24 protein-coding genes and 1 tRNA gene are annotated in these 21108 nt (G+C 72.2%); 13 read left to right on the top strand and 12 right to left on the bottom strand.

Translation table 11 applies throughout. The features are described 5' to 3' along the window. Positions 1-58 precede the first annotated feature (58 nt). Positions 59-1048, top strand: a complete 990-nt coding sequence (locus tag CLV35_RS01610; RefSeq protein WP_231121307.1) for an MBL fold metallo-hydrolase — start codon at positions 59-61, stop codon at positions 1046-1048. 95 nt (positions 1049-1143) lie between these two features. Here CLV35_RS01610 and CLV35_RS01605 read toward each other — a convergent pair whose 3' ends face one another. Beyond that, positions 1144-1734 carry a TetR/AcrR family transcriptional regulator gene (locus CLV35_RS01605; protein WP_121191687.1) on the bottom strand — a complete coding sequence of 197 codons (591 nt, stop codon included), beginning with the start codon at positions 1732-1734 and terminating at the stop codon, positions 1144-1146. A gap of 92 nt (positions 1735-1826) precedes the next feature. On the opposite strand from CLV35_RS01605, the gene CLV35_RS01600 reads away from it, so the two are divergent. Further along, positions 1827-2945, top strand: a complete 1119-nt coding sequence (locus CLV35_RS01600; RefSeq protein WP_183061597.1) for an ABC transporter permease — start codon at positions 1827-1829, stop codon at positions 2943-2945. A 59-nt stretch (positions 2946-3004) separates the two neighbouring features. Continuing rightward, positions 3005-3361 (top strand): hypothetical protein, encoded by a 357-nt coding sequence (locus CLV35_RS01595; protein WP_121191686.1) that lies wholly within the window; start codon positions 3005-3007, stop codon positions 3359-3361. Between the two features lie 13 nt (positions 3362-3374). Here CLV35_RS01595 and CLV35_RS01590 read toward each other — a convergent pair whose 3' ends face one another. Beyond that, on the bottom strand, positions 3375-3905 hold the full coding sequence (locus CLV35_RS01590; protein ID WP_121191685.1) for a MarR family winged helix-turn-helix transcriptional regulator: 531 nt from the start codon (positions 3903-3905) through the stop codon (positions 3375-3377). 92 nt (positions 3906-3997) lie between these two features. Between CLV35_RS01590 and CLV35_RS01585 the strand changes: the two genes are divergently transcribed. The 3 genes from CLV35_RS01585 to CLV35_RS01575 are packed head-to-tail and all read left to right on the top strand — an operon-like array spanning position 3998 to position 6515. Continuing rightward, complete coding sequence (locus CLV35_RS01585; RefSeq protein ID WP_121191684.1) at positions 3998-4666, top strand: DUF3159 domain-containing protein; 669 nt, start codon at positions 3998-4000, stop codon at positions 4664-4666. Continuing rightward, on the top strand, positions 4663-5103 hold the full coding sequence (locus CLV35_RS01580; protein WP_121191683.1) for an antibiotic biosynthesis monooxygenase: 441 nt from the start codon (positions 4663-4665) through the stop codon (positions 5101-5103). Before CLV35_RS01585 ends, CLV35_RS01580 begins: the two co-directional genes overlap by 4 nt. A 50-nt stretch (positions 5104-5153) precedes the next feature. Further along, entirely contained in the window at positions 5154-6515 is a 1362-nt protein-coding gene (locus CLV35_RS01575; RefSeq protein WP_121191682.1) for an FAD-dependent oxidoreductase, read from the top strand. Here the strand turns inward: CLV35_RS01575 and CLV35_RS01570 are convergent. Then, a complete protein-coding gene (locus CLV35_RS01570; protein ID WP_121191681.1) occupies positions 6478-6798 on the bottom strand; it encodes a hypothetical protein in 321 nt (106 codons plus the stop codon). The two genes, CLV35_RS01575 and CLV35_RS01570, sit on opposite strands and share 38 nt — an antisense overlap. 276 nt (positions 6799-7074) lie before the next feature. Here CLV35_RS01570 and CLV35_RS20295 point away from each other — a divergent pair, with 276 nt between their 5' ends. Beyond that, positions 7075-7239 (top strand): hypothetical protein, encoded by a 165-nt coding sequence (locus tag CLV35_RS20295; RefSeq protein ID WP_231121305.1) that lies wholly within the window; start codon positions 7075-7077, stop codon positions 7237-7239. Between the two features lie 21 nt (positions 7240-7260). On the opposite strand, the gene CLV35_RS01560 is transcribed toward CLV35_RS20295, so the two are convergent. After that, the gene (locus CLV35_RS01560; protein ID WP_269203880.1) at positions 7261-7773 is read right to left on the bottom strand and encodes a PIN domain-containing protein; all 513 of its coding nucleotides are present in this window, start codon (positions 7771-7773) and stop codon (positions 7261-7263) included. Positions 7774-7899: 126 nt separating this feature from the next. Next, positions 7900-7972: transfer RNA gene (locus CLV35_RS01555), tRNA-Thr, on the bottom strand. 263 nt (positions 7973-8235) lie between these two features. Here CLV35_RS01555 and CLV35_RS20290 point away from each other — a divergent pair. Genes CLV35_RS20290 through CLV35_RS01540 form a run of 4 tightly spaced genes read left to right on the top strand, consistent with a single transcriptional unit; the run spans position 8236 to position 11366 of the window. After that, positions 8236-8406, top strand: a complete 171-nt coding sequence (locus tag CLV35_RS20290) for a hypothetical protein (protein ID WP_231121504.1) — start codon at positions 8236-8238, stop codon at positions 8404-8406. Continuing rightward, entirely contained in the window at positions 8370-9359 is a 990-nt protein-coding gene (locus tag CLV35_RS01550; protein ID WP_331250588.1) for an acyl-CoA dehydrogenase family protein, read from the top strand. Before CLV35_RS20290 ends, CLV35_RS01550 begins: the two co-directional genes overlap by 37 nt. Further along, the gene (locus CLV35_RS01545; RefSeq protein ID WP_121191678.1) at positions 9359-10213 is read left to right on the top strand and encodes a phosphate/phosphite/phosphonate ABC transporter substrate-binding protein; all 855 of its coding nucleotides are present in this window, start codon (positions 9359-9361) and stop codon (positions 10211-10213) included. The genes CLV35_RS01550 and CLV35_RS01545 overlap by 1 nt, the downstream gene beginning before the upstream one ends. Beyond that, complete coding sequence (locus CLV35_RS01540) at positions 10191-11366, top strand: ferritin-like domain-containing protein (RefSeq protein WP_121191677.1); 1176 nt, start codon at positions 10191-10193, stop codon at positions 11364-11366. Before CLV35_RS01545 ends, CLV35_RS01540 begins: the two co-directional genes overlap by 23 nt. Here the strand turns inward: CLV35_RS01540 and CLV35_RS01535 are convergent. Genes CLV35_RS01535 through CLV35_RS01525 form a run of 3 tightly spaced genes read right to left on the bottom strand, consistent with a single transcriptional unit; the run spans position 11337 to position 13639 of the window. Then, positions 11337-12404 (bottom strand): NAD(P)/FAD-dependent oxidoreductase, encoded by a 1068-nt coding sequence (locus CLV35_RS01535; RefSeq protein WP_121191676.1) that lies wholly within the window; start codon positions 12402-12404, stop codon positions 11337-11339. The two genes, CLV35_RS01540 and CLV35_RS01535, sit on opposite strands and share 30 nt — an antisense overlap. Positions 12405-12417: 13 nt before the next feature. Next, positions 12418-13242 carry an alpha/beta fold hydrolase gene (locus CLV35_RS01530; RefSeq protein ID WP_121191675.1) on the bottom strand — a complete coding sequence of 275 codons (825 nt, stop codon included), beginning with the start codon at positions 13240-13242 and terminating at the stop codon, positions 12418-12420. 40 nt (positions 13243-13282) lie between these two features. Next, positions 13283-13639, bottom strand: coding sequence for a nuclear transport factor 2 family protein (locus CLV35_RS01525; RefSeq protein ID WP_183061593.1), 357 nt, complete (start codon positions 13637-13639; stop codon positions 13283-13285). Positions 13640-13732: 93 nt separating this feature from the next. Between CLV35_RS01525 and CLV35_RS01520 the strand changes: the two genes are divergently transcribed. Continuing rightward, positions 13733-14248 carry a MarR family winged helix-turn-helix transcriptional regulator gene (locus CLV35_RS01520; protein WP_121191674.1) on the top strand — a complete coding sequence of 172 codons (516 nt, stop codon included), beginning with the start codon at positions 13733-13735 and terminating at the stop codon, positions 14246-14248. Positions 14249-14252: 4 nt separating this feature from the next. On the opposite strand, the gene CLV35_RS01515 is transcribed toward CLV35_RS01520, so the two are convergent. Together CLV35_RS01515 and CLV35_RS01510 are read right to left on the bottom strand one after the other, a co-directional pair. After that, on the bottom strand, positions 14253-15002 hold the full coding sequence (locus CLV35_RS01515; protein WP_121191673.1) for an SDR family oxidoreductase: 750 nt from the start codon (positions 15000-15002) through the stop codon (positions 14253-14255). A gap of 87 nt (positions 15003-15089) precedes the next feature. Continuing rightward, a complete protein-coding gene (locus CLV35_RS01510; protein WP_121191672.1) occupies positions 15090-16691 on the bottom strand; it encodes a matrixin family metalloprotease in 1602 nt (533 codons plus the stop codon). 181 nt (positions 16692-16872) lie between these two features. Here CLV35_RS01510 and CLV35_RS01505 point away from each other — a divergent pair, with 181 nt between their 5' ends. After that, positions 16873-17757: an SDR family oxidoreductase gene (locus CLV35_RS01505; RefSeq protein WP_121191671.1), complete on the top strand. Its 885-nt coding sequence runs from the start codon at positions 16873-16875 to the stop codon at positions 17755-17757. Here the strand turns inward: CLV35_RS01505 and CLV35_RS01500 are convergent. Both CLV35_RS01500 and CLV35_RS01495 read right to left on the bottom strand, forming a co-directional pair. Next, positions 17750-18487, bottom strand: a complete 738-nt coding sequence (locus tag CLV35_RS01500; protein ID WP_147431839.1) for a VC0807 family protein — start codon at positions 18485-18487, stop codon at positions 17750-17752. The two genes, CLV35_RS01505 and CLV35_RS01500, sit on opposite strands and share 8 nt — an antisense overlap. A 33-nt stretch (positions 18488-18520) precedes the next feature. Then, the gene (locus tag CLV35_RS01495; RefSeq protein WP_121191669.1) at positions 18521-20848 is read right to left on the bottom strand and encodes a putative bifunctional diguanylate cyclase/phosphodiesterase; all 2328 of its coding nucleotides are present in this window, start codon (positions 20846-20848) and stop codon (positions 18521-18523) included. Positions 20849-21108 lie beyond the last annotated feature (260 nt).

Here is a 21108-nt window from a genome sequence, read left to right as displayed (position 1 = left end):
CACAACGGCGGCGACCGCCGCAGAGGCAGCTCGGGCGGCGCCGCGACCCGTGCACGGCGTGGCGGTCGACCCCATCGACCTGCCCGCTGTCGACGAGGTCGTCGTCACGACGCTGGTCGACAACACCTACGACGCCCTGCTGCCCAGTTCCGCAGCGGTCTCCCGGGCGCAGCTGCGGGTCGGGTCTGCCGCGGCACCGCAGTTCCTCGGCGGCCGGACGAACGTGGGGCTGCGCGCCGAGCACGGCTTCTCCGCCCTCGTCGAGGTACGGCGAGGACTGCTCCGGACCACCGTCGTCTTTGACGCCGGTGTCTCCCCGGACGGCATGCGCCTCAACGCTGAACGCCTCGGGCGCGATCTCCGCTCCGCACAGGCCGTCGTCCTCAGCCATGGCCACCACGACCACGCTGGAGGCCTCGCCGGGCTCATGGGCCGCCGTGGCGTACGCGCCCTTCCCATGGTCGTCCATCCGCACGTCTGGGCGCGCCGACGGCTCGCGCTCCCGGGGTCGGTCGACGAGCTGCCCACGCTGAGCAGCAGCGCCCTGAGCGCCGAAGGCTTCACGGTGCTCGAGCGGCGGCAGGCATCCCTGCTTCTCGAGGACACCGTTCTCGTGACCGGCGAGATCGACCGCACCACCGAGTTCGAGCGAGGCATGCCCGCGGCTCACCAGGAGTGGGCCGACGGGCGATGGCAGCACGACCCCCTCGTCGTCGACGACCAGGCCCTCGTCGTTCATGTCCGGGGCCGCGGCCTGCTGGTCATCACCGGCTGCGCCCACGCCGGCGCCGTCAACATCGTCCGCCACGCCCGACGGCTCACCGGCGGACTCCCGCTCCACGCGCTGATGGGCGGTCTGCACCTGTCCGGGCCCGCGTTCGAGTCGACGATCACCGCCACCGTCACCGCGCTCCAGGCCGAGGAGCCCGACCTCGTCGTCGCCGGACACTGCACGGGATGGCGTGCTCAGCACGCTCTGGCCGCATCACTCCCCGGCGTGTGGGTCCCGTCGAGCAGTGGCTCCTCCTTCACCCTCAGCGGATGCTGACATCGGCCCTCAGAAGGGCCTCAGGGCCTCTAGCAGCTGGCACACACCGCGACGGAAGCGTTGGCGCCCAAGCTGAGGGTCAGCACGCGTGTGTGCTACGTCGGCCACACGGCACGGGCCGCGTCGGGGATACCTTCGACGGCTGAGTCGCCGAACACGGCGAGCTGCAGGATGGTTCCGGGCACGATCGAGATGAGCAGCCCTGCGAGGGCAGCAGCGCTGACGGTGTCGGGCAACGAGCCGGCCTGCTGGTGGTCCGCGACCACGGCGGTCAAGTCGCTGCGCATCGAGACCACGGCCTCGGCGATGCTCTCTCGTAGGTGGGGGATGCGCAGCGCCTCCGCCCACACAAGCACAGTGAGGGCGGCGAGCTCGTCCTGCTGGTCGCGGTTGCGAACCGTCTCGACCACCGCTGCCAGCGCTCCTCCCAGGCCTTGCTCGCGAGGGTTGATCGCCAGCTCGTGGATGACCGAGGTCACCGTGGCGACGTTCTCCTGAGCGATCGCGAGGATCACGTCGTCCTTGCTGGCGAAGTAGAGGTAGAAGGCGCCTGACGACAGCTGTGACTCGGCCAGCAGGTCCTGCATGGTCGTGGCCTGGAAGCCGTTGCGCAGGAAGCAGCGCTTGGCCGCGCTGACGATGTGGTCGCGACGGGCATCCCGGTACTCCTGCGTGACCTTCGGCATGGCTCCACCATACAGAACGAATGTTCGTCTTGACATTCTCCGCGACCGTCTGCACACTAAAACGAACGATCGTTCGCTATAGGGAGAGTGTCATGCGCAACCCATTGGCAGCTCATCCGGTGTGGAAGCAGCTGCTCGTCCTGGTGGTGGGCCTGCCCGTGGTGGTGACGCTGGCCGTGCTGGCGTTCGCATGGCCGGCGGCTCGCGTCCAGCCGCGCGAGGTGCCGATCGGCGTGGTGGGAGCGGGTCCGTCAGAAGCCCAGCTCGCCGGCCGGCTTGCTGGCGGTGGTGCATTCGACCTGCACCTCTATCCCGATGAGGTTGCGGCCCGGCGTGCGATCGGGGAGCGCGACGTTTACGGCGCGTTCGTCCTTGGCCAGAGTCGGCTCGACGTGCTCGAGGCGAGCGCGGCCAGCCCGGTGGTCGCGCAGCTGCTCACCGGCGTGGCGCAGAACGTGGCCGCGGAGTCCGGCGGAGCCGGTGATGCCCTGACCGTCCGGGTGAGCGACGTTGTCCCGCTCTCGACCGCGGACGCGAAGGGGACGGTGCTGAGCGCATCGCTGCTACCGCTGACGATCTGCAGCATCATCGTCGCGAGTGCGATCGGCCTCGCCGTCCGCCTGCGGCCGGCCTGGCGACAGGTGGTCGCCCTGGTGAGCGTGTCAGCGGTCGCCGGAGCGGGCGTCTTCCTGGTCGCGCAGACGTGGCTCGGTGCCTTGCCTCACGACGGCTTCGCCACCTGGGCGAGCCTGGCGCTCGTGATCCTCGCGATCAGCAGTGCTACCGCAGGGCTGATCGCACTGTTCGGCACCGCAGGCTTTGCGCTCGCCGCCGCCGTCATGGTCTTCGTCGGCAACCCATTCTCCGCCGTCACCTCAGCACCGGAGATGCTTCCGGGCGCGGTGGACCGCATCGGCCAGTGGCTACCGCCCGGCGCCGGGGCGAACCTGCTGCGCAGCTCGGCCTACTTCGACGGGAACGGCGCTAGCGGTCACCTGGCCGTCCTGCTCACCTGGGCCGTCCTCGGCGTCACTGCCATCGTCGTCGGCCACCACGCACCCATCCGCTTCGCGGCCAGCCCGCTCCGAGACGCACCTGGCGCCGTCACTGACGCGCGCGCCCGGCATGAGGCCCCGGTCCACGCGCTGAACGTTGGGGACGGGCTCGTGGCGCGGCAGTTGTCCGCTCCCCGACTGTTTCGTCGCACCTGACCGACGGGTGCAGCGGCTTATCCGTCATACAGGAAACGCTCGTGGAAGAAGGAGAAGCCATGTCGCTGTCTGCTCACGAGCGGCAGGTCCTCGCGGAGCTGGAGCGGGAGTTCCCTCGAGGTGTCGGTCCGGCAGGAGCGCTATCGGGCCGTCACGTCGCGTGGTTCTGGGCTCGGCCGCTGCGTCGCGGTGGGGCGATCGGCGTCGGCATCCTGCTCTTCGCCGCCGGGGTGGCGCACCCGAACCCGCTCGGGCAGGGCGTGGCCGTTCTCGGCTACCTCGTGATCCTCGACGCCCTGTCCGCGGTCGTCGCAGCTGCCAGATGGCGACGCCTCACCGGCGACGTGGAAGCGGTGCGGGGGAGTCGCACACAGCGCCTGCAGTTCCGGCTTCGCCGGTTCCTCCTCGCTCGGTAGTCCCCGCCGCTTCCTACCGCGAGGTCAGGCGACGCAGCAGTCCGCGCAACTGAGCGATCTCTCCGGCTGTCAGAGGCTGCAAGGCTGAGTCCGCCGCCGGTGTCGCCGCCCGGTGCGCATCAGCGAACACCCGGCGCCCTTCATCGGTGAGCGTGACCGCGCGGAGGCGGCGGTCGCCAACGACGGCCTCCCGCGAGGCCAGACCAAGGCGTTCGAGGTCGTCGACGATGCGAACCATCGACGCCTTGTCGTGCCGCGTGAGCACCACCAGGTCGCGCTGGCTCAGCGGTCCGTCGGCATCCAGGCGCATCAAGACCATGAGATGCCGGCGCTCGATCCCAAAGGGCCGCAACACCTCGTCCATCGCCTCGGCTACCTGCTCATGAGCCTGCCTCAACAGCAAGCCCATCGCGAACGGCGAGACGTCAGCGGCCGGCGGAACCGTCTTGGTGGCCGCCGCGGACCGGCCCGCGGGGGGCGGCGCTGACCGCTCGCTCGCCACGGGCTCGGGAGCCGGACGGCTCGGTGTCCTCGTCGCTGTCATAGCCCGACACTATCTCAGCCGTTACCGTTTGACCAAAGACCGTTTCACGTGAGACGGTCTCGACGTAGACAAACGGCGACTTTGGAGAGGCCATGGAACTGGAGCAGCGCCGTCCGGTGACCCCGGACGCTGAGTACCGCACACCGCCGGGAAGCGGCCGAGCGCCCGACTCCGGGTGGTCGGCAGTGGCGGCCGTGTGGTCGACGCCATCCCGGTGGATCGGGATCCTCGCCGCCGTCGCACCGAGCGTCGTCCTTGTCGTGGTCGCAGCCGCCACCGAGCTGGGCTGGGCACTGCTCGCCGCGGGTGTCACCTCCCTCATCGTCCTGGCGCTCCGGCTCCGCCGCCGCGAGCCGCTGCGGGCTGCGCTGGTCGGGGTGCTCGTCGTGGCCGCCTGCGCCGTCGTGGCCGCGGTGACCGGAGAGGCCCGCGGCTTCTTCCTGCTGCCCACGCTGGTGCCGTTCGTCGTCATCGCGGTGTGCCTCGGGAGCCTCGTGGCCCGGCGCCCGCTGACCGGGCTCATCCTCAACCGCATCACCGGGGGGCCCGCCGACTGGCCGCGGCATCGACGGTTGCTCCGTGTCCACGACCGGGCCACCACGGCGGCGATCGCCATCAACGCCGTCAACGGCGCTCTCCAGGTCATCTTCTACAGCCGCAGCGACACCGCTGTCCTCGCCGTCGCGCACGCGGCCACCGGACCGCTGTTCGCCACACTCGTCGCCGTCACCGTCGTCTCCGCCCGCAAGGCCATGCGATGAGCGCGCCAGAGCCCACGACCCCGACGAGTCGGTCCGACACCACGACGAGCCAGGAGCGCTCGACCAAACATCTGCTGGTAACCAGCGTATTCACCCTCCTCGACGAGCCTGACAGCTCCAGAGAGAGCCAGCCGGAAGGAGCGCCAACACCCGACCGACAGCAGCGGCTCTTCACGCTGCTGTGCGCCAACGCCCACGACGTCCTCGAGCGCAGTCCCGGCTTCCTCGGCTCCGAGCTCACCTGCAGCGAAGACGGCCGCCACATCGTCCACCACGCCCGCTGGGCGAACCCCGGTGCTCTCGCCTCCATGCTCGCCAGCCCCGGTGCGCGCGCCGGCATGCAGGCGGTGCGTTCCTTGGCGACCGTGCAGGTGCTGCGCAGCCGCGCATACCGGCAGTTCACCGCCGCCGCCGACCCCTCAAACCACGCCGGCTGAGCACCCTCGCTCTGCGAACGCCTCACCGACACCAAGGAGAAGAGACCCTCATGCGAGTCGTCATCATCGGAGCAGGGCTGGGCGGGCTGTGCCTCGCCCACGGCCTGCACGGCGCAGGCTTCGAGGTCGCCGTCTACGAACGCGACACCCGCGCCGGCGCCGCACCGGCCAGCTACGGCATCCACCTCAACGCCGACGGACTGCGCGCACTCCATGCCTGCCTGCCCGACCGCGCCTGGCAGCACATCACCGCGCGCGCCATCCCCGCCCGCCACGTCGTCAACTTCCACGACCCGTCCAACGGGCTGCTGGCCACCCTGGACTTCCGCACACCCGAGAACGCCACTGACCCCATCACCAGCCGCCGCGCAGTGACCCGCGGAGACCTGCGCGACGCCCTTCTCCTCGGAACGCGCGACGCGGCCGCCGACGGAGCCACTGCGCAGGACCTGAGAGGAAAGCTGCCTATCCACTGGGGCAAGACGTTCAGCAGCTACAGCCAAGACACCGACGGACGAGTCGTCGTGGCCTTCGCGGACGGCACAACCACCACGTGCGACCTGCTCGTGGGCGCCGACGGCAGCAACTCACGGGTCCGGGGCCAGCGGCTGCCCGCACTTGCGCGTCGCGACCTCGGCATCCTCAACGTCGCCGGCCGGGTCCCGCTGACCTCAGAACTCCAGGCGACCCTGCCCCCACAGCTGTGCGACACCTCCATCAACAACATCGTGCCCGCCGGACAAGGATGGATGTTCGCTTCCACCTGGGCCACCGGCCACGCGATCGCTCCGCTGGGCGCCGACGGCAATCGGGCCGCCGGCCGGTACCTGGTCTGGGCCTGGGCGGCGCGGCGCGACACGTACCCCTCCTCCGGTGACGACCTCACCGGCGAGCAGCTCAAGAAGCACGTGCAGCAAGAAATCCGCGACTGGGCCTCCCCATTCCGCGACCTCGTCGCCGCCACGGAGCCCGCCGACATCGGACCGGTCCCGCTGCGGACAATGCCGCCGCTCGAGGAGTGGGAGCCCGACAACGTCACCCTGCTAGGCGACGCCATCCACAACATGACCCCGATGGGCGGCATCGGCGCCAACACCGCGCTCCGGGACGCCGACACCCTGCGCACACTGCTCCTCGAGCACCGCGGCACGCTGACACGCGCATCTGGAGATCGGCGCGCGCAGGTCACGGCCGCCGTAGGCGACTACGAGAAGCGGATGCGCCCCTACGCGAACGCCGCCCTGGCCCTGTCGACCAAGAACGCCGAACGCGCCACCAACCCCGCGCCACTGCCACGCAGCATCTTCCGCACACTGCTCCGCGCTGCGGCGCGCTTCCCACTCCTGCAGCGTCGCATCTTCCACACTCCCCACCTCACTGTGCCGGCTCCTCGGACAAGACTGGGCGCGTGAGACCAAGTCCAGCTCCTGCGGCGTTGGCAGCGGTCAGCAGGCGCACCAGGTGCCTCTGCGTCTCCAGAACCAGGACCATAGTCGAGGGCTCCGTGAAGGCGTGCTCGAGCGACTCCTGCTCCTCGCCGCCGGCATGTATGCCGTAGTTGCGGATGTTTCGGAGATAGCAGGTGTGGGCGTAGAGCTCGCCGGCGGTCGAGGCCTGACGCTTGACTTGCGCGAGTTCGTCTCGGACGAGCCGCTGCACCTGAGCGGTCGACTCGCTGTCGAGGGACTTCGCCATCTCGCTGCTGCGGGTGCGGAAGCTCTCGCCGACACATACCAGGCTCCTTCTGACACCGCGCCGAGAAGAACGAGGGCAGCTTGGTAGAGGCCGCGTCGAGCCGCAGTGAGCGCCTCGGAGAGGATCCCGCAGTGGCCGTGCACGTGCTGCAGGAAGCGTGGGTGAGCGACGTGCAGGTGGTTCTACATCGGCAAGGCCACGCGTCCAGGCGGGACCTCTCAGCGGGGACTACGCGCCCGCCTCGAGGAGTACCGCTGCTTCGGCGAGGGCCAGCCCGTGAGGCACTGGGGAGGCCGCTACCTGTGGCAGCTTGCCGATGCCGACAAGCTGCTGGTCGCGTGGCGTAAGACTCAGGAGGACCCTGGCGACGTCGAGTCAGCGCTGATCGCATCCTTCCGCCGGACGACCGGCAAGCTGCCGTTCGCCAAGCTGCGCCACTGACATCGGGCGCGGCGTTGAGCGCTACTCGGTGAGCCGAAGGGCCCGCACGCCGGCTGCGCGGGCACGAAGCGCCATCCCGATGTCAAGGGTCACGATCGTGACATCGCGATCCGCAAGAGCCTGTAGTTCTACGGCCCGGTCCACCAGCCCGCTGTCCGCATCGGGCAGGCGTACATGGCCCAGATCATCGAGCAGGAGCTCGACGGTGACGGACCCTTGAAGCTCTCCTGAACCTGCCAGCAGCGCTACCGCTGAGGGATCCGGGAAGTGCTGGTCGAGCAACCTGAGCACACCACGCGCCCGGCTTCGGGTCTCGTTGCGACCGAGCTTGGCGCGGTCGAGCTCGTCGACCACGAGTAGCGGGATCACTAGACGAAGCGCTTCAGCTACCCGGCAGCCGACTCTGTCCTTCCACGGGACTTCGACCCAAGGTTCCGGCAAGTGCAGGAACACGTTCGTGTCGGGTACGACGAGTCGCCCTGGTCGCGTCCATCGGTCTAGCTCTCGCTCGAGCCGGTCTGCGGCATCGGACAGCTCGGTGACGCGAGCCTCCAGCTCGAGCAGACCGGGTGACGCCAGTTCCTAGCGCATTCCTAGCGCACGCCCCCCGAAGCGGCCAAGGATGGTCACTCAGAGCGCATCGTCGCAGGTCAGACGTAGGGCCGACGAGGGGACTTGAACCCCTAACCGCCCGATTACAAGTCGGGTGCGCTACCAATTGCGCCACGTCGGCAAGGCACCACCATCGTAGGGCCACGCCCGAGCGTGCCCGACGAGCCCGCCGGGCACCGGGCGCGTAGGTTGCCTGAGGTCGAGGTGTGCCCGAGGCGGGGAGCGGAGGTGGTCGGCATGACCGGTCACCGTTGAGCCCCTGCCCACTGCCGCCCGGTCGGGTGGCGCGTACCGCTCCGCAGCACCGAGGCCGGCTGACCATCCGCCTCCCGGTGCCGGGCGGTCCGACCGACCCCTGCTCCTGCACCAGGAAGAGGAAGACCCGTGTCCTACGAAAAGGCGCTCACCCGTGTGGTCGCCGAGGTGGTGGCCCCGCTCGCGGCAGAGACCGACCGCGCCGCTGCGTACCCCCGGCGCCAGCTCGACGCCCTCGCAGCCGAGGGCTGCTCGCCCTCACCGTGCCGACCGAGCTGGGCGGTGGCGGGCTGGGCCTGACCGCCGCCGCGCAGGTCGTGCGCGAGCTCGGCGCGGCCTGCAGCTCCACCGCGATGGTCGTGACCATGCACTACGCCGGCACCGCGGCGCTGGCGGCGGCCGGCGTGGACGACGTGCTGCGCGAGATCGCGGCCGGCCGGCACATCACCACGCTGGCGTTCTCGGAGGTCGGCTCGCGCAGCCACTTCTGGTCCCCGGTCAGCTCCGCGACCGCCGACGGCGACGAGGTCGTGCTCGACGCGCGCAAGAGCTGGGTGACCTCGGCCGGCGAGGCGGACAGCTACGTGTGGTCCAGCCGCCCGCTCGAGGCCGACGACCCGATGACGCTCTGGTACGTCCCCGCTGACGCGCCCGGCCTGACGGTCGGCGCCCCCTTCGACGGCCTGGGCCTGCGGGGCAACTCCTCCAGCCCGGTCGAGGCGGAGGGCGTACGCGTACCCCGCTCGGCGCTGCTCGGCACCGACGGTGCCGGCCTCGACCTCGCCATGACTGCGGTGCTGCCGGTGTTCCTGCTGCTCAACGCCTCGGCGAGCGTCGGCCTGCTCCGCACGCTGGCGCAGGAGACGGCTGTGCACCTGCAGAAGACCCAGCTCACCCACCTCGGCCAGTCGCTCGCGCAGCAGGTGCTGCCGCGTACCTCGCTCGCGAGGCTCCAGATCGAGTCCGACCGCACCCGGGCGCTGGTCGACGACGCGCTCTCGGCGGTCGAGTCCGGGCGGGAGGACGCCCAGCTGCTCGTGCTCGAGGTCAAGGCAGCGGCGGGTGAGGCGGCCGCCGACGCCGCCGACCTGGCGCTGCGGGCGTGCGGAGGGGCGGCGTTCCGGAAGGAGTCGCCCGTCGAGAGGCTCTTCCGCGACTCGCGCGCCGCGCGGGTCATGGCACCCACGACCGACGCCCTGCACGACTTCGTCGGGCGGGCGCTCTGCGGCCTACCGCTGCTGGGGGACGCGTGATGGCCGGCACGCTGCTGCTCGGTGCGGTCGCCTACGACCCCAAAGTGGTCACGATCTGGGACGGGTTCCGGGTGTGGCTGCGCACGCAGGACCTCGACCTCGACTACGTCCTCTACTCCAACTACGAGCGGCAGGCCGAGGACCTGGTGAGCGGGCGCATCGACGTCGCCTGGAACTCGCCGCTGGCATGGGTACGCGCGCGCCGCCTCGCGCAGGCCCGCGACATACCCCTGCGCCCGGTGACGATGCGCGACACCGACTGCGATCTGACCTCGGTCGTCGTCGTCCGCGCCGACTCCGACGTGCAGGAGCTCGCGGACCTTCGGGGGCGCACGGTCGCGACGGGTGCGGTCGACTCGCCGCAGGCGACGCTGCTGCCTCTCCACCTGCTCCGCTCGGTGGGGCTCGACCCGGGCACCGACGTCGCCGTCCGCCGCTTCGACATCGGCGTCGGCCTCCACGGCGACCACGTCGGCGGCGAGCGCGACGCCGCCCTCGCTCTGGCGGCGGGCGAGGTCGACGCGGCGTGCATGATCGACGGCAACTCGCTGCTCTTCGCCCGTGAGGGCGTCCTCCCGCCCGGGGCACGCGTCGTCGGGCAGACCCCGGTCTACGACCACTGCACGATGACGGCCGGGCCGTCGGCGGACCCGCGGCTGGTCGACCGCTTCGGCGAGCTGCTGCTCGGCATGTCCTACGCCGACCCGGAGCTGCGCCCGCTGCTCGACCTCGAGGGCCTCAAGGAGTGGCGGCCGCCTCGTCTCGAGGGCTTCTCCCAGCTCGAGAGGGCCGTCGACGGGGCCGGCTTCTACGACGACTCGGGGAGGGTCCGTGCCCGCGACTACCGACCTTGAGCACCTCGGGCTCGACGCGGGTGGCCACCTGCTCGTCGACCGCACCCTCGCCGCTCTCGCACCAGGTGACCGCCTGACGGTGCAGGGCAGCTCGCCGGCGCTCAAGGTGCACCTCGCCGCGTGGTGCCGGTCTCAGGGGCACGGCTTCGAGGACGGCGACCCGCCGGTGGTGCGCAAGGGCGAGGCGCTCACGCAGCGGTGGGCCGGCGCCGAGCGCGCCGGCTCCCCGGCGGGTCCGCCGATGGCTCTCGCCGACGCGCGCTGGGGCCTGGCGGCCCGCGGCGCCCTCGTCGAGGCCGGCGGCCCGCCGCTGCGCCTGCCGCTGGTGGAGCGCGACCACGTCTGGGCCGACGTCGCGCCGCAGCTCTACGCAGCGGCCGCCGCCGCGCAGTGGGACCCGGCGACGGCGGTGCGGTGGGACGCGGGCACCGAGGCGCCGGCCGACGTCGAGGCAGCGGTCGTGCAGCTGATGACCTACCTGGTCGAGAACGAGCAGGCGGCGCTGGTCATCCCGGCCCGCCTGCTCACCCGTGTGCACCCGCACTTCCGCGAGGTCGTGCAGCTGCTGGCCGTGCAGGCGGCCGACGAGGCGCGCCACGTCGAGGTCTTCAGCCGGCGCGCGGTGCTGCACGGCGACACGATCGGTACGTCCGGCGCCGGCGGCCGCGCGTCGCTGCAGACGCTGCTCGACGAGCCCGACTTCACCCTGGCCGGCTTCCTGCTCAGCGTTCTCGGTGAAGGCACCTTCCTCGACCTCCTGCGCTTCATCCACACCCACGCGCCCGACGTCGTCACGGCCGACGTGACCCGGCTCGCGCTGCAGGACGAGGCGCGCCACGTCGCGTTCGGCGTCGCCCACACGACTCATGCGGCGCGTACTGATCCTGCGTTCCTCGCTCACCTCCGCTCCGCGATCGAACGTCGCCACAGCGCCCTGCTCGACACCGCCGGCTTGAATGCGGAGGTCTACGACTCGCTGGTGCTGCTCGCCGCCGGATCGTGGGAGCCCGCCGCCCTCGCACGCGGCTGGCAGGCGGTGCAGCAGCTGCAGTACGCGATGGACCAGGGCAGGCAGCGCCGGCTGCAGCACATCGGCTTCCCCGCCGACGAGGCGGCCGAGCTCTCAGCGCTGCACAGCCGCAACTTCATGTGAGCTCGTCCGCGGCCGGAGGTCGCGGAGCTCTGCCGCCTCGCGGCCGTCGACCAGCTCGGCGGCCGCGAGCCGGCCGACGGTGGGTGCGAGCGTGACGCCCGAGTGCATCACCGCGACGTAGGCACCGGCTGCGCCGGGAAGCGGGCCCACGACGGGGGAGCCGTCGGCGGGCATCGGGCGGGCTCCGACCGTCACGCCGACCAGCGTGGCGTCGTCAGTGCCCCTGAACGACGCCTTCATGCGCTCCAGCGCTTGCTCCCCGGCACGGCGCAGGGCGTCGTAGCTCTGCTGGCCCTCGTGGTCGAGCGCGAGGAGCAGGTCGCCGTCCGGGGTCTGCCGTACTTCGACCACGTCGTTGCTCACGACGGTGCGGACGACCCCCGGCCGTGCCCCGCGCAGGCGCACGAGGATGGCAGGTGACGAGAAGACCGGCAGGCCGACACCGAGGGTGGAGCACAGGACAGCGGTGTCGGCGCCCGCAGCCAGCACGACTGCCTCCGCGGTCAGGTGGTCTGTCGAGGTTCGCACCCCTGTGACCCGGCCACTGCGTACCTCCAGCCCCGCGACCAGGGCACCGAGGCGTACGTCTGCACCGTGCTCCCGCGCACCGTGCAGGAGCGCTTCGGTGAGCGCCACCGGGTCGACAGACCCGTCATCGGGGCGGAAGACGGCGTGCGGCGGGACGTCGCGCAGGTTCGGCTCGAGCGCGCCGACCTCGACGGCGTCGACGAGCCTGCCGTCACCGGGCTCGTCCACCGGCTGCCCGGCACTCCACGACAGGGAGCCGGACCAGTGGACGTCCACGTGCGGCAGCTCATCCATGAGGCGGCGGTAGTCGTCGATGACGCAGTGCCGCAGGGCGAGCTGCTCGGGCGGCGCACCGGCGAGCCCCCGGCCGATCCAGCCGAAGGACTCACCGGTCGCACCGGTCGCAGGCAGCGACCGGTCGAGCAGCGTGACTCCCGCGCCGGCGCGGGCGAGGTGGTAGGCGACGGAGGCGCCGACGATCCCGGCGCCCACCACCACGACGTCGCTCATGACGACAGGCCGGTCAGCTCTTCAGGAACTCGAGCAGGTCGGCGTTGATGGTCTCGGCCTGCGTGGTCGGCATGCCGTGGGGGAAGCCGGCGTAGGTCTTCAGCGTGCCGTTCTGCAGCAGCTTCGCCGTGAGCGGCGCGGAGTCGTCGTAGGGCACGACCTGGTCGTCGTCGCCGTGCATGACCAGCACGGGCACCGTGATCTTCTTGAGGTCCTCGGTGAAGTCGGTCTGGGAGAAGGCGACGATGCCGTCGTAGTGCGCCTTCGCGCCGCCCATCATGCCCTGGCGCCACCAGTTCTGGATGATCGCCTCGGACGGCTCGACGCCCTCGCGGTTGAACCCGTAGAACGGGCCGGAGGGCAGCGCGCGGTAGAACTCCGAGCGGTTCCTCGCGACCTCGGCCTGGAGGCCCTCGAACACGCTGAGCGGCAGACCGCCCGGGTTGGCGTCCGTCTGCAGCATCAGCGGGGGTACGGCGCTGATGAGGACCGCCTTGGACACGCGGCTCTCGCCGTGGCGGGCGATGTAGTGCGCGACCTCGCCGCCACCTGTGGAGTGTCCGACGTGCACGGCGTCGTGCAGGTCGAGGTGCGCGGTGAGCGCGGCCAGGTCGTCGGCGTAGTGGTCCATGTCGTGGCCGTCGCTGACCTGGGTGGAGCGCCCGTGGCCGCGACGGTCGTGCGCGATGACGCGGTAGCCGTGCTGCAGGAAGAACAGCATCTGGGCGTCCCAGTCGTCGCTCGAGAGCGGCCAGCCGTGGCTGAAGACGATGGGCTGGCCCGAGCCCCAGTCCTTGTAGTAGATGTCGACGCCGTCCGGCGTGGTGACCGTGCCCATGGGGTGCCCTTCTCGCAGGTGTGGTGCTGGAACGATCTTCCTAGTCGAGGAACGTGAACATCCGGTTAATCAAGCCGTCGGCGACGAAGGCCACGTCGGTGCCGGTGACCGCGGCGGGGCCGCCTGCGGGTCCGAAGCTCCAGTCCAGCTTGACGAGGTCGCCGAGCTCCTGCGCCGCTCCGCTCGGGCGGAACACCCAGTCGGCGGGGGCCGACTCGAGCACCGCGGCCGCCTTCGCGGCGAGACCTCCGTGGCCGTGCGCGGACCCCTCCGCGTCTCGGAACTCCACATCGGCCGCGAAGACCCTGGCGATCGTCCGCTCGCGGGCGGAGCGGTCGCGCTCGCCGAAGACGTGCAGCAGCGACTCGGTGACCAGCTGTGCAGGTGTGTCGGTCAAGGCAGCTCTCCTGTGCGGTCTACCGCCGTACGGCGGGCCAGCCCATGCTGGCAGGGTTGGGTGCAGCAGCGGAACCCTCTGCGGGAGGACGTCATGCCACGGAGGAAGCCAGCGAGCGGGTCCGAGCCGCAGTGGCTCAGTGCCGAGCAGCAACGGGTGTGGCTGGCCTGGATGCGCGTCTCGCTGCGGCTCGACTACGAGATCAACCGAGAGCTGCAGGAGGACAGCGGCCTCTCGCGTGCCGACTACGACGTGCTCGTCGCCCTGAGCGGGTCGGCCGAGGGGCGGCAGCGGCTCTCGGACCTCGCGAGCACGATCGGCTGGGAGCGCAGCCGGCTCTCCCACCACCTGCAGCGCATGGCCGCGCGCGGGCTGGTCGGGCGCACGCCGTCCGCCACCGACGGGCGTGCGACCGACGCCGTGCTGACGCCCGCGGGACGGACGGCCATCGAACAGGCCGCGCCGCCGCACGTCGCGTCCGTGCGACGTCTGTTCTTCAGCGCCCTGGGTGCAGACGACCTGCCCGTCCTGGCCGAGCTCCTCGAACGCGTCTACGACGGCGTGCTCGACAACGGCACGCTCCCGCCGCCTCCCGCGGTCGACATCTAGCCGGCTACACCTGGCTGGCGCCGCCGTCGACGTAGATCTCGGTGCCCGTCACGAAGCGGCTCGAGTCGGAGGCGAGGAAGAGCACCGCGTCGGCGATCTCCTCGGGCCGGCCCAGGCGCCGCATCGGCACGGCAGCGGCCAGCGAGTCGAGCAGCTGCTTCGCGCCTTCCGGGTCGCCGGCCAGGCCGCTGAGCCCGGGGGTGTCGACGGGTCCCGGCGCGATGCTGTTGACCCGGATACCACGCCCTACCAACTCGGCGGCCCAGGTGCGGGCGAAGGACCGGATCGCGGCCTTGGTCGCGGCGTAGACGCTGAAGGCCGGGACGCCCTTGACGTCGATGTTGGACCCGGTGAGGACGACCGACGCCCCCTCGTTGAGCAGGGGCAGCGCCTTCTGCACCGTGAACAACGTGCCCCCGACGTTCGCGTCGAAGGTGGAGCGGACGTGCTCGACGGTGATGTCCCCGAGCGCGGCGAACTCTCCTCCACCGGCGTTCGCGAAGAGGACGTCGAGCCCCGCTCCGCGTCCCGCCACGGCTGCGAAGACGCGGTCGAGGTCGTCGTCGTCCGTGACGTCCGCGCGTACGCCCGTGGCGCTCCCGTCCAGTGACGCGACGAGAGCGTCGAGCGCGTCCTGGCGTCGCCCCGTCACGAACACGTGCGCTCCCTCGGCGGCGAAGCGCTGCGCCGTCGCGAGTCCGATGCCCCACGTCGCGCCGGTCACCAGTGCGGTCTTGCCGTCCAGCTGCCCCATGGTCCTGCTTCTTCCCGTCCGTTGGTCTGTGACATGTCACGCAACGGGGCGGCACGTCTCTGCATTCCCAGCGGCCCAGGCGAGAGCTCAGCCCGACAGGCACCCGTGGGCGCGCCCGACGGCGCGAAGCCCCGCCAGGTCACCCGCGCCCCACACGGCCGAGGGGAGGTCGACGACCGGCTGCATCACCGACCAGCGGTCGCTGACGTGGCCCAGGCCGACGGCGTGACCGATCTCGTGCATCAGCACCCCGCCGTCGGTGTCGCCTGCACCGAAGCCGGTCGGGGCGTGCTTCGCCCACCGGGCGTCGATGGTCACGGTGCCGCTGGTGATGCGCCGGCCGCTGCTCACGTAGCCGCCGAACCCCGCGACCCCGTCGGGCAGGTAGCTGCTCCTCGCCGGCGTCGTCCACGCGACGAGCAGCGTGCCCGGACGGGTGTTGCCGAGGAAGCCTTGCGGCAGGGCCGACGTACGCCCGGCGAACCGGAACCTCAGGCCCGAGGCCATGGTGACGCGGCGCAGCGCCTCGGTCAGGTCGGCCCGGGCTCCGGGCGGGCCGAGCCGGTCGTTGACCGTGTAGGAGATCGGCGCGCACGGGTTCCAGCGCACGGGTGCCGACCGCGTACCTGCCTCGGGCGCCCACGCGCGCGCACTGCCCCTGCCGCGCACTGTCACCGTCGTCGCCGCGCTGCCGGAGCCGGCGCTGCGTACGCCGTCGCCCGGCACGACGACCCGGTAGCTCCAGCGGCCGGTGCCGCCGCCCACGCGCAGGTGCACGGTCGCGGTGCCGTGCGCGTCGAGCACGGGGCGGGCGACGGTGCGCCAGCCGCCGCGTCCGATGCGCTGCTGCACCGCCACCCGCGCAGCCGGCGCAGCCGGCGTCACCGTCACCACGACGTCGAGCGGTGCCCCCGGTGGCACGGTCGCGGGGCTGACGCGCACCGCGACGCCGAGGCGGACCGTCACGGCGGCCGCCGCGGACGAGGCGCCCAGCGCGAGAGAGCCGGCGTAGGTCGCGTCGTACGTCGTGGTGTCGACCGCGACGTCGGTCACCGTCGCCACGCCGTCCGAGCCGGTCGTCCCGACACCCACCTGCTCCGACGCGCCGCCCGTGCGCCGCGAGAACGTGACCGGCTCGCCGACGACCGGCTGGCCCGCGGCCGTCGTCAGGCGGGCCGTCAGCGTGACGGTGGAGCCGGCGACCGGGGACGCCGGTCCTACGGTCAGGGTGAGGGAGGTCGGGGCGGCGGCGACGGTGAAGGCGAGCGACGCCGACCCGGTGCCGAGGTCCTCGCCCGTGGTCGCGACCCCGTAGGCGCCGGCGGTGAGGTCGTAGGTGCCCGACAGGTCCTGGTGGACCGTGACCTGCGCGCTCAGCACGGCACCCGCGGGGAGGGACGCGGTGTCGCAGCGGGCTGCGGCGGCGTCGCACGCCGCGCCGGGGCTGGTCAGCGACAGCAACGGCAGGGCCGACGACACGGTGAGCTCGAGCTGCCCCGCGTCGAGCCCGGTGGCGTTCGTGACGGTGACCGTGAACGTGCTGGTGTCGCCGACGGTCGTGGTCGACGGCCCGCTCACGGCGACGACGAGCGCGGGGCCGGGACCGTCGGCGGAGGCGGCCGTCGGCAGGGTGAGCGCCAGGGCGCCCAGCAGGGCGAGCAGGACGGCGAGGTGTCTCGGCCGGTGCATGGGGGACTCCGTCTGTCGCGGACCTGCGGGCGTCCAGCATGGGTCCGACGGTGCGTCCCGCGCAGGGGAACGGCTGTGGTCGCGAGGTTAACGACCGGGACGACCCGGGCAAGTCGGACGCGATGGTCGAGAAGCCGGCCGCACCTCAGCACGGACCCCTCACCCTCGCAAGGAGTGCGCCATGGCGCAGCAGGACGACCCCACGAGCAAGCACCCGCAGCCCGACACCGAGGGCGAGCAGCAGTCGCACCCCGGCACCACCGGCGGCATGGGCGACGAGCCCGACCACGGCGAGCAGAGCTACCGCGGCACGGGCCGCCTCACCGGCAAGCGCGCCGTCATCACCGGCGGCGACTCGGGCATCGGCCGCGCGGTGGCCATCGCCTTCGCCCGCGAGGGCGCCGACGTCCTTCTCGCCTACCTCCCCGAGGAGGAGCAGGACGCGCAGACCGTCAAGGGCCTGGTCGAGGAGGCCGGTCGCAAGGCCGTGACCGTGCCCGGCGACATCCGCGACGAGCAGCACTGCCAGCGGATCATCGAGACGGCCGTCAGCGAGCTCGGCGGCGTCGACATCCTTGTCAACAACGCGGCCTACCAGATGGCCCAGCCGGGCGGCATCACCGACATCACGACCGAGCAGTTCGACCGGGTCATGAAGACGAACCTCTATGCGATGTTCTGGCTGTCGAAGGCTGCGGTGCCGCACATGCAGCCGGGGTCGACGATCATCAACACCGCGTCCATCCAGGCGCGCAACCCCTCGCCCGAGCTGCTCGACTACGCCACGACGAAGGCCGGCATCGTCACCTTCACGCAGGGGCTCGCCGCGTCGCTGGCGGAGAAGGGCATCCGCGTCAACGCGGTCGCACCCGGACCGGTCTGGACCCCGCTGATCCCGGCCACCATGCCGGAGGACGAGGTCGAGGGGTTCGGCGAGCAGACCCCGCTGGGCCGCGCCGGCCAGCCTGCCGAGCTCGCCCCGGCCTACGTCTTCTTCGCCTCCCAGGAGTCGAGCTACGTCACCGGCGAGGCGCTCGCGGTGACCGGCGGCATGCCCTTCAGCTGACCTCCGGGCCTCCCCGGCGCGCGATCTCGCGCTGGGAGCCCCGCGCCCTCACGACGACTCCTCGGTCTGCCACCTCGCGGCGGTCCGCCCCCTCCCGGCGCAGCGGCGAGCGCGGGTCGTAGACGCCGGAGGCGACGTAGTAGACCGACGTGACGACGTTGAGCACGACGAGCGTCACCGCGTAGAGCGCGAGCCCGAGCGCCGGCACGCTGTCGGGCGGCAGCGTGTAGGCGGCGACCACGCGCGCTGCGGCGTCGGTCAGCAGGCCGATGCCCCACAGGGCGCTCGACACCCGCCACATGCGCCGCCAGCGAGGCGACGCCTGCCACAGGTGCTCCCAGTCGTCCGGCCAACGCAGCCGACCCTGCAGCAGCGGCTTGCAGAACAAGTAGGCCAGGGGACGGTCCGTCCAGCGGCTGGCGAGGAACCACACCCCCGTGACGCCGGTCATCAGCGACTCCCTGGCGAGCAGGAAGCGTGACCCGCCCGGCACGAGCGACACCCCGACCGCACCGAGCGTCATGACCGTGAAGTAGGTCGACAGCCCGTCGACCCGGCGCTCGTGCACCACCGAGCTCACCGCGGGTGCCGCGGACACCAGCGCCGAGACCAGCAGAGAGGCGTAGAGCCCGACACCGAGCGCGCGCAAGACGTAGAACAGGGCCGTGGGCAGGACGAAGCCGGCGAGGAAGCGGGCGCCCGCCGTCACCCGGCGAGCAGTGACGGGCATGGGTCCGACAGTGCTCGCGGCAGGTGCCCGGGGTCAAGACGGTTGGCGCGTCCTCGCCTCGACGCCCGTGACTGCCGCAGGCAGGGCGGGGAGCTCGTCGGCCGGGACGGGGCGGCCGAGCAGGTAGCCCTGGCCCCACGTGCAGCCGATGCGCCGGAGCACCTCGAGCTGGCCGGCTCGCTCGACGCCCTCGGCGACCACGCGCAGGCCCGCGCTCGCCGCGAGCGCGATCACGGACTCGAGGAACTGCAGGCGGGTCGGGTCGCGGTCGATGTCCTCGACGAAGAGCTTGTCGACCTTCACCGAGTCGAGCGGGATGGAGAGCAGCTGGGCGAGGGAGCTGTAGCCGGTGCCGAAGTCGTCGAGCGAGAACGCGATCCCGTGCCCGCGCAGCTCCGCCATCACCTCGCGGGTGCGGTCGAGGTCGCGCAGGATGCCGGACTCGGTGACCTCGAGCACGAGCTGGTGGGGCGGTACGCCGTGGCTGCGCAGCGTCGCGAGCACCCGCTGCGGCAGGGCCGGGTCGCGCAGCTCGGCCGGCGTGACGTTGACCGCGACCATGGCGTCGGTGCCCAGCGGCCCGCTGCGCCAGCGGGCGAGCTGGGCGCACGCGAGGTCGAGCATCAGCGAGGTCAGGGCCGAGGAGAGCCCGGTGCGCTCGGCGACGCCCACGAACACCGGCGGCGGCACGGCGCGGCCGTCGTGGTCCCAGCGCGCGAGCACCTCGAACGCCGCCACCCGGTCGTCCGCCAGCGCCAGGACGGGCTGGAAGACGGCGCGCACCTCCCGCCTCTCGAGGGCGTCGGCGAGCGCGGCGTGCAGGGTGAGGTCGTCGGCGTCGTCGCTGCGCAGCGCGGGGTCGTGCAGGCGTACGCCGTTCTTGCCGTGCCGCTTGACGTCGTACATCGCGAGGTCGGCGCGACGCAGCAGGGCGTCGGCGCTCGGCAGCTCGTCGCCGGCCGAGCCGCCCGAGGGCGCCCAGGTCGCCATGCCGATGCTGGCCGAGACCGCGACGGTCGAGCCGCGCAGCGCGACAGGGGCGCGCAGGGCTTCGAGCACGGCGGCGGCGACGGCCGCTGCCTCGACGCGGTCGCACGCCTCGAGCAGCACCGCGAACTCGTCTCCGCCGAGGCGGGCGAGGGTGTCGGAGCGGCGCAGCACCCTCTCGAGCAGGCGGGCCACGTGGACCAGCAGCTCGTCGCCGGCGGCGTGGCCGAAGCGGTCGTTGACGCCCTTGAAGCCGTCGAGGTCGAGGAAGCCGACGGTGAGGGGCAGCGAGGTGCGCTCGGCGAGCGCCAGGGCATGGGCGACGCGCTCGCTGAAGACCGCGCGGTTCGACAGCCCGGTCAGGTCGTCGTGGAAGGCGCGGTGGCGCAGCTGGGCCTCCCGCTCCTCGAGCAGCCCGAGAAGGCGGGAGTTCTCGTGGGCTGCGGTCCACTGGCGAACGAGCACGAGACCCACGAGCAGGGTGCCGACCCAGAACGACACGGCGTCGAAGCGGTGGCCGACGGCGTACTGCACCAGCACGACGGCACCGGCGAGCGCGAGCACCAGGTAGGGCAGGGGGCGGACCGGGCGGCTGCCGGTGGCCGGGGCCGCCGGCGCCGGGGTGGAGCGGTCGAGCCCGGCGACGGCGAGGAGCGCGAACGCTGCGCACCAGCCGAGGTCGGTGACGCCGGTGGCGAAGGACTCCGTGGCGGTCTCGTAGGCGAAGACGCTGTCCGAGAGCGCCATGGCGACCGCACCGAGGCTGACGAGCGTGAGGACGGCGGTGCGCCGGCGCTCCGCCGACATGGCGACCACCGCCATCGTGAGGACGACGACGTCGCCGGCGGGGTAGGCGAGCGAGACGACGGCGGTCAGCGTCGAGTCGCCGCCCGCGTGGAAGACCGCCCCGAGACTCGTCGTCCACGACACGAGCCCGATCGCGCAGGCCACGGCGAGGCCGTCGAGCACGCTCCTGGTGCGGTTGCCCACCGTCTCGCGGGCCCGCAGCAGCCAGAGGCCGGTGACCACCGCGGGAGGGAAGCCGAGGAAGCCGGCGTCGGCCAGCGACGGGAACGGCGTCTCGTGCCCGAGGGCCAGCTCGAACCACGACCACAGCCCCTGGCCGCAGCCCCACGACGCGCAGCCCAGCGACAGCATCCGCCAGCCCCACCGCTCGGTCGTGGTCGCGCCGTGCCGCGCCCGGCCGGCGCAGGTCCGGGCGGCGAGGAAGGCCAGGGCCACCTCGGCCAGGTCGACGGTCCACCGCCGGGCGTCGGCTCCGTCCGCACCCGTGCCGACGACGGCGACCGTCGCCAGGACGGCCAGCAGCAGCGGGGCGACGAGCCGCACCCGCGTCGGAGCCGCTGCCCTCATGCGTGCTCCCTCGGCAGGAGGTGGTCGTCGCTGTAGCGCTTCGGCTCGATCGCTCGGCGGCACTCGGTCTGTGGTTTCGGAGCGTGACGGTACTCCACCCCTGCGTCATCACGGGTCGGCTGGCTCGAAGGGCAGCGGGATGCTGGTGCCGGGGCGTCGGTCGACGGTGTGGACGGCGGGGGTGGGTGGCCCGCCGCGGGGGTTGCGGAACTGGAACAGGCCGGGTCGTCGAGGGTCGTGCTCGAGGATCCAGCCGTCGT

Source organism: Motilibacter peucedani, assembly GCF_003634695.1.
GTDB lineage: Bacteria > Actinomycetota > Actinomycetes > Motilibacterales > Motilibacteraceae > Motilibacter > Motilibacter peucedani.
Note: the sequence above shows the minus strand (reverse complement) of the source record. Positions and strands in the feature narration are given on the sequence as shown.